Source organism: Bacteroidota bacterium (assembly GCA_016720935.1).
In the GTDB taxonomy this organism is placed as follows: domain Bacteria; phylum Bacteroidota; class Bacteroidia; order AKYH767-A; family 2013-40CM-41-45; genus JADKJP01.
Genome location: JADKJP010000006.1, coordinates 1,470,340 through 1,477,193, shown reverse-complemented (window position 1 = coordinate 1,477,193; position 6,854 = coordinate 1,470,340). Strand labels below are relative to the sequence as shown.

General features: G+C 41.5%; 4 protein-coding genes and 3 pseudogenes. 2 read left to right on the top strand and 5 right to left on the bottom strand.

The window, feature by feature from the left end; translation table 11 throughout:
- Positions 1-75 precede the first annotated feature (75 nt).
- Positions 76-1,488 (top strand): annotated as a pseudogene (glmM, locus tag IPP86_14240) (phosphoglucosamine mutase).
- A gap of 51 nt (positions 1,489-1,539) precedes the next feature.
- Positions 1,540-2,677: pseudogene (locus tag IPP86_14235) on the top strand (cysteine desulfurase).
- Positions 2,678-2,737: 60 nt separating this feature from the next.
- On the opposite strand, the gene IPP86_14230 reads toward IPP86_14235, so the two are convergent.
- The 5 genes and pseudogenes from IPP86_14230 to IPP86_14210 form a co-directional block, all read right to left on the bottom strand.
- On the bottom strand, positions 2,738-3,217 hold the full coding sequence (locus IPP86_14230) for a hypothetical protein (protein ID MBL0139667.1): 480 nt from the start codon (positions 3,215-3,217) through the stop codon (positions 2,738-2,740).
- Complete coding sequence (locus IPP86_14225) at positions 3,217-3,783, bottom strand: hypothetical protein (GenBank protein ID MBL0139666.1); 567 nt, start codon at positions 3,781-3,783, stop codon at positions 3,217-3,219. The genes IPP86_14230 and IPP86_14225 overlap by 1 nt, the downstream gene beginning before the upstream one ends.
- 42 nt (positions 3,784-3,825) lie before the next feature.
- A pseudogene (locus IPP86_14220) lies at positions 3,826-4,373 on the bottom strand (sigma-70 family RNA polymerase sigma factor).
- Between the two features lie 42 nt (positions 4,374-4,415).
- A complete protein-coding gene (locus IPP86_14215; GenBank protein MBL0139665.1) occupies positions 4,416-5,390 on the bottom strand; it encodes a transketolase family protein in 975 nt (324 codons plus the stop codon).
- A gap of 27 nt (positions 5,391-5,417) precedes the next feature.
- Positions 5,418-6,851 (bottom strand): VWA domain-containing protein, encoded by a 1,434-nt coding sequence (locus IPP86_14210; protein MBL0139664.1) that lies wholly within the window; start codon positions 6,849-6,851, stop codon positions 5,418-5,420.
- Between the last annotated feature and the right edge of the window lie 3 nt (positions 6,852-6,854).

Sequence of the window (6,854 nt, the reverse complement as noted above, 5' to 3'; positions counted from 1 at the left end):
ACCGGATATTCCGAATAAAAACAGGGAAAGCCATTATCTTTGTATCCTTGATTTTTACCCTATAAATTTAATCGTTTGGCACTCATCAAATCAATTTCAGGAATCAGAGGGACAATTGGCGGGAAACCCGGAGAAGGTTTGACACCTGTAGATATTGTTAAGTACACCGCGGCCTATGGCACCTGGCTCATGGGGGTAATTTACCGAAAAGTAATCGCAGACCTGTTGTCGCACTTGGCCGTGATGCCCGCATTTCCAGGAGAGATGGTACAAAATCTCGTTGCTGGTACGTTGAAGGGACTTGGCATCGATGTTATCTATCTCGGGCTTTCAACAACACCAACGGTTGAAATGGCGGTGAAGGATATGAAAGCTGACGGTGGGATCATTCTCACTGCCAGTCATAATCCCAAACAATGGAATGCCTTAAAACTTTTAAATAACCTCGGCGAATTTATTTCAGCTGCCGATGGTGCTGAAAGTACTGCGGATCGCGAATGAGGATGCTTTCAGTTTCGCGGAAGTGAACAAGCTCGGGAAGTATACAACCGAGCCTCATTATCACCTCAAACACATCGAGAAAATCCTTTCTCTGCCATTGGTGGATGTAAAAGCCATCAAAGCCCGTAAATTCCGGATCGTTATTGATTGCGTGAATTCATCCGGTGGCATTGTGCTTCCTGTATTGCTTAAAGCGCTTGGCGTAGAAGAAATTATTGAATTGTACTGTGAACCTACAGGGCAGTTTCCCTCACAACCCGGAACCATTACCGGAGCATCTCGGAGATATTTCCAAAGAAGTAAAAAGAAAAACGCGCACCTCGGAATTGTTGTTGATCCGGATGTAGATCGTCTCGCGCTGGTGTGTGAAGACGGTGAAATGTTTGGGGAAGAATATACTCGGTAGCAGTCGCTGATTATATTCTGAAACATAAATAAAGGAAACACTGTTTCCAATCTTTCGAGTACACGTGCGCTGCGTGATGTCACTGAAAAAGCGGGAGGCAAATATTTTGCCGCCGCGGTGGGTGAAGTAAATGTAGTGGAAGCGATGAAAGCCAATCATGCTGTGATCGGTGGAGAAGGAAATGGCGGTATCATTTATCCTGAATTGCATTATGGTCGTGACGCTCTGGTTGGTATCGCTTTGTTCCTGACACATCTTGCGCAAACAGGAAAAACAACTTCCATGCTAAGAGCGACTTACCCCAACTATTATATTTCAAAGAATAAAATTGAGCTCACTCCGAAATCAATGTTGACAAGATCCTGGAAGGTATTCAGTCCAAATACAAAAAACAACCCATCAACACCATTGATGGAGTGAAGATTGAATTTGACAAGGAATGGGTACATCTCAGAAAAAGCAATACTGAACCTATTATCCGGATCTATGCGGAAAGTCAAAGCCAGACCACTGCTGAAAATCTGGCCGAAAAAATCATTTTTGACATCAAAGACATGATCAGCGAGAAGTCAATGCGTTGATAAAAATTTATTGTTAATTCCGGGCTTGCCCACAAAAGCTGTATTAGCCACATGAGAGTTTATCTCGACAACGCTGCGACCACGCCCCTCGATGAGGAAGTTTATGAAGCGATGCTTCCTGTTCTCAAGCAGGATTTGGAAATCCTTCTTCCATACATTCTTTTGGAAGGAAATAAAAACCGCGATTGAAAATTCCAGAAAGACAGTAGCGAAAATTCTTCGCGCAGCACCTTCTGAAATCTTCTTTACTTCCGGTGGCACTGAGGCAGACAATACCGCCTTATTTTGTGCTGTTCGCGATTTAGGAATTCGTCACATCATCACTTCAAAAATCGAACATCACGCGGTTTTGCACACGGTTGAAGAATTGCAAAAAGAAGGAAAGATAAAACTCAGTTATGTTGATCTGGATGAAAAAGGAAAAGTAAAGCCGGATCATCTTGAAGAATTATTGAAGACGAACGAAAGAAGTTTGGTGTCCTTAATGCATGCCAACAACGAATTGGGAAATGTTCTTCCCTTGAAAGAAGTGGGCGAACTCTGTAAAAAGTATGATGCATTGTTTCATAGTGATACGGTGCAAACCATGGGACATTTTCCCATTGATGTGAAAGAAACAAATGTTCATTTCATTACCTGCGCTGCTCATAAATTTCATGGACCGAAAGGAATTGGATTTCTTTTTATCAGCAACAAAGTAAAAATCCATCCTTTCATTTTTGGCGGCGCCCAGGAAAGAAACATGCGTGGCGGGACCGAAAATGTTTATGGAATTGTGGGTTTGGCGAAAGCTCTGGAATTGGCCACAGGTCACATGGAAGAGCATCGTCAACATATTCTAGGTCTGAAAAAATACATGATTGGAAAGCTGGTTGAAAACATTCCGGGCATTCAGTTCAATGGTGATTCGGCCAGTGATGAGAGTTTGTATACCGTATTAAATGTCGCTTTTCCACCTTCTGAAAATTCGGAAATGTTACTGTTCAATCTGGATATTGCTGGTATTGCATGTTCCGGTGGCAGCGCGTGTTCTTCAGGCAGTAATGCGGGTTCACATGTGTTGAAGGCAATTTATGGAGAAGTCGATCGTCCTTCTGTGCGTTTTTCATTTAGCAAGTACAATACAAAAGAAGAGATTGATTTTGTGATTGAAAAACTAAAGGAATTGTATACAGTGAAAGTAGCTTGAACTAATATCAAATAAAAAAGGCCAACAACTGTTGGCCCTTTCTGCTTTCAAGGGGTAGGGTTATTTTCCTCGTAATTCTCTTCTGTCCTGGCGACGTTCATCCTTACGATCCTGGATCATATCGATTAGTTTTCTTTTGAAATCTTCTTCCGCTTTAAAAAGTTTCGCGACCTTTTTTATCGGAAGTACTTTTTTGAATTGAGGATTGTATTTTTTCATCACGTCAAGTTCGCTTTGGCGGAACATCAATTCATTATCAATGGTTTTTTCTACTTCCGCGTCGCTCATTTCATCGAAATTCAATCGGGCATTCATCAGGTTTTCTCTTCTGGATTTCCTCAATTGTTCGAGCTCATCCTGATAGCGGTTGTAAACAAGCCAAAAAACTTTGGCTTCCTCCGGAGATAAATTCAGCCGTTCAGTCAGAAAACCGACTTTCATGGATTCCAGTCGTTCTTTCACGGGAGGTGGGTTTCCCTGAGAAAAAGCGGCAGTGTTCAGAATGAAAACACCAAGGAAGAGTAGAATTTGTTTTTTCATTATAATCTTGATTCTAATTGTGAAATATCAATATCGTTATCAATCAGGTATTGTTCGATGTTATCATTCTGATCCTCTACGGAAATGTCCTGGTTTTGTTCTGCGAGAAGATCCATGAGAGTAGATTCGTCAAGTTCATCAAGGACAGGTGAATTATCGAGATCCTGCATTGAGAATTCTGTCGCCGGTACACTAACTGAAATCTCCCTGGTGAAAAACCGTATGCTGATGAAGAAAATCAGCAGGAGGGAAGCGAATGCTATAGTCACCCTTGGTCGTAAAAGAACCGCGAAGAAAGTGCGCAAACTGAAAACCGAATTTTTCTTTTCTTCAATTGCATTGCTGATCGCGAGTGGCAATTGTTCGAAATATCCTTCCGGAACTGAAAACGGATTAACGACAGCTGATTTTTCAAAATCAGGTAATTGTTGAATCTGAGATTGGATGAGACCGGGTAATTCTTCAAAATAACCATCCGGCACGCGAAAGCCTTGCTGATCTTTCATTGATTCCAGCAAAGGAGAAAGCTTTTCGTTTTCGTTGTGTATGGATTGATTATTTTTCATTCAGGTATTCAATTTCTTTGGATGTAATAAAGCTGAAATGGTTTAATTTCCGGTGAGGTATTTTTCGATTTTTTTAACCGCATGATGGTAAGAAGCTTTTAAGGCCCCTACTGTAACCCCTAAAATCGCTGAAATTTCCTCATATTTCATTCCATCATAGTATTTCATGTTAAAAACGATACGTTGCTGGGTGGGAAGTTTCAGAACTGCCTGTTGCAATTTCATCTGGATTTTTCACCTGAAAAATTGGGGTCACTGGCTAGTGAATTGGAGAGTTCGTATTCAACATCTGAAAATGGGATGGCAAAACGTTTTTTTTTCTGATTCAGGAAAGTGAGGGATTCATTTGTGGCAATTCTGTAAAGCCATGTATACAATTGGGAATCTTCACGAAAAGAAAGGAGTGATTTCCAGACCTTGATGAAAACATTTTGAATTACATCATTGGCATCCTCATGATCGATGACGATCCTCCGAACATGCCAATAAAGCCTTTGCTGGTATTTACGAACCAGTAAATTAAATGCAAAATGCCGGGTAGATTCTTCCCGAAATTGCTCCAGCAACTCGAGGTCTGTGTATTCTGTCATTCTAAAATTTAAACCCCGGCAATCCTTGTTTTCGGGGATGGATCAGGAGTGTGTCAGTTCTGGTTTTCTGCGCTTGATTACTTTTTCAGCAGCAAGTACTATGTTTTCGGCTTCCAGACCGTATTTTTTCATCAATTGTTCCGGTGTACCGCTTTCTCCAAATGAATCGTTTACAGCCACGTATTCAAGCGGAGAAGGGAATTCTGAAGCAAGCACCTGAGCTATAGCATCACCTAAACCTCCATTCATTTGGTGTTCCTCAGCGCTAACGGCACATCCTGTTTTCCGAACTGAAGCTAAGACTGCAGCTTTGTCCAGTGGTTTAATCGTATGTATATTGATAATTTCAGCACGAATCCCTTTTGATTCAAGAATTTCGCATGCTTCGAGTGCCTTCCAGACCAGATGGCCTGTCGCGAAAATGGAAACATCACTACCTTCATTGAGGAGAACTGCTTTTCCGATTTCAAAGTTTTGATCTGCTGGTGTAAAATTCGGCACAACCGGCCGGCCAAAACGCAGGTAAACCGGACCATGATGTTTCGCAATCGCGATAGTAGCTGCTTTCGTCTGATTGAAATCACATGGATTGATAACAACCATTCCGGGAAGCATTCTCATCATTCCGATATCTTCAAGGATCTGATGAGTAGCTCCGTCTTCTCCAAGGGTAATCCCAGCATGGGAAGCACAAATTTTCACATTCTTATCCGAATAAGCCACAGATTGTCGGATCTGGTCATAAACCCTTCCCGTAGAGAAATTCGCGAAAGTTCCTGTGAAAGGGATTTTCCCGCCGATGGTCATACCGGCTGCAATTCCAATCATATTCGCTTCGGCAATTCCAATCTGGAAAAAACGATTTGGAAATTCCTTTTCAAAAGCGTCCATTTTTAATGAACCTGTAAGGTCCGCGCACAAAGCCACAACATCCGGATTTGATCTTCCGAGTTCAAGTAATCCTGCTCCAAAACCGGAACGTGTGTCTTTCTTTTCTGTGTATGGATATTTTTTCATGGGTCGTGATTTCTTAGTTTGTGGATCTTATTGATTCAGGACAATAATATTGGATTCAGAAGAAACAATGGAAAAATCTTTTTCAATGGTATAAATGGATTCTTTGGAATTCTTAGACCGGTAAACTACGTGATATTTTCCCGGCTGAAGGACTATGGTTTCTTTGTTCAGATTGTCATCGAGATTGTAAATCCATTTGAGATTTCCTTTGTCTTCCACATATAGGCTACCGTAACCCTGATTATTGCTGATGATGGTCACCATTCCCGGACGCGGGATTTGTAAGGTTGTGGTTTTGCTCTGGCTGATGTCGATATTTTCAAGATTGATTCGTGGCAAGGTGAGGATTTCGAGATCGTATTTTCCGACAATGTATTTTTCCGTTGTATTAAAATCCTGAACGTTCAAAGTTTTCATTTCACCATGCTGGCGAACAACGGCAAGTGGTTTTTTAATTTCCGAAGTGCCGTCAAATTTCAGAGTGAGGAAACCCTGCGGCGCGTCAATCCCAACTATGGTATGTTTTCCGGGTGTCAGCACAACTGAGTCAAGCGAAACACTCGGAATCGTATGTACTACAATTTTATAAATCGGCAACGGATCAATCACCAGTGTATCCGGATTACCTTTTGAATTCAGAGTATGAATAAAGTTGTATTTAATTTCTCCATTCCAGCGATCGTAAAAAGTCATGTTGACATTGGTCTCCGTTGGGTTGTGGGCCATGTCCAGAAGATTCACCTGCATGGTGGTGGAATTCAATGCCTGTGAAATAACCACATCGAGGGCTTGTTTGAAAGTTACTTCGTTTGTTGCGTCAAAATAGCGGCCAACGCATTCAAAAGTTTTTTTCCATGTTTCATCGATTCCCATACCGATGACAAATGGTTTTAGAAATATTCCTTTTTTCTGAAGAGCCTGGGAAATAGCGCAGGGATCACCGCCACATTCTTCAATTCCATCGGTTACAAGAATGATGATGTTTCGGGATGGGCTTTGAGGAAAATCATTTCCGCATAACTCAAGTGATTTCGCTATTGGTGTTGTTCCTTTTGGAACCAGGTTTTTCAATACTTGCTGAATACTTGAAATATTCCCTTTCGAAAATGGTACTTCCAGTCGGCTGTCATCGCAATCCTGTGGTGGATAAGGTTTCTGATGACCATACACACGAAGAGCGAGTTCAATGTTGTCAATGTAGCGGAGACTGTCAAGCACCTTGTTCATCAGTGAACGTGCGATATCAATTTTAGCACCGCTTTGCCATCTTCCATACATACTTTGGGAAGCATCGAAAAGGAATTCGATCCGCGTAAGGGTAGGGGCTTTTTGTTTTTTTGCCTGCTGGGAATAATTGTTCGACGTACATACAAAGAAAAACAAAAACAACACGACCATTCTTTTCTGAAGAAGTGAAATCGCAAGTTGTCTTAAGGTTTTATTTTGAAGCACAGTTTTCAATAA

Coding starts and splice junctions, on each gene's coding strand:
- IPP86_14215 (MBL0139665.1), bottom strand. CDS start 5,390: ATGAAAAAATATCCATACACAGAAAAGAAAGACACACGTTCCGGTTTT.
- IPP86_14225 (MBL0139666.1), bottom strand. CDS start 3,783: ATGAAAAATAATCAATCCATACACAACGAAAACGAAAAGCTTTCTCCT.
- IPP86_14230 (MBL0139667.1), bottom strand. CDS start 3,217: ATGAAAAAACAAATTCTACTCTTCCTTGGTGTTTTCATTCTGAACACT.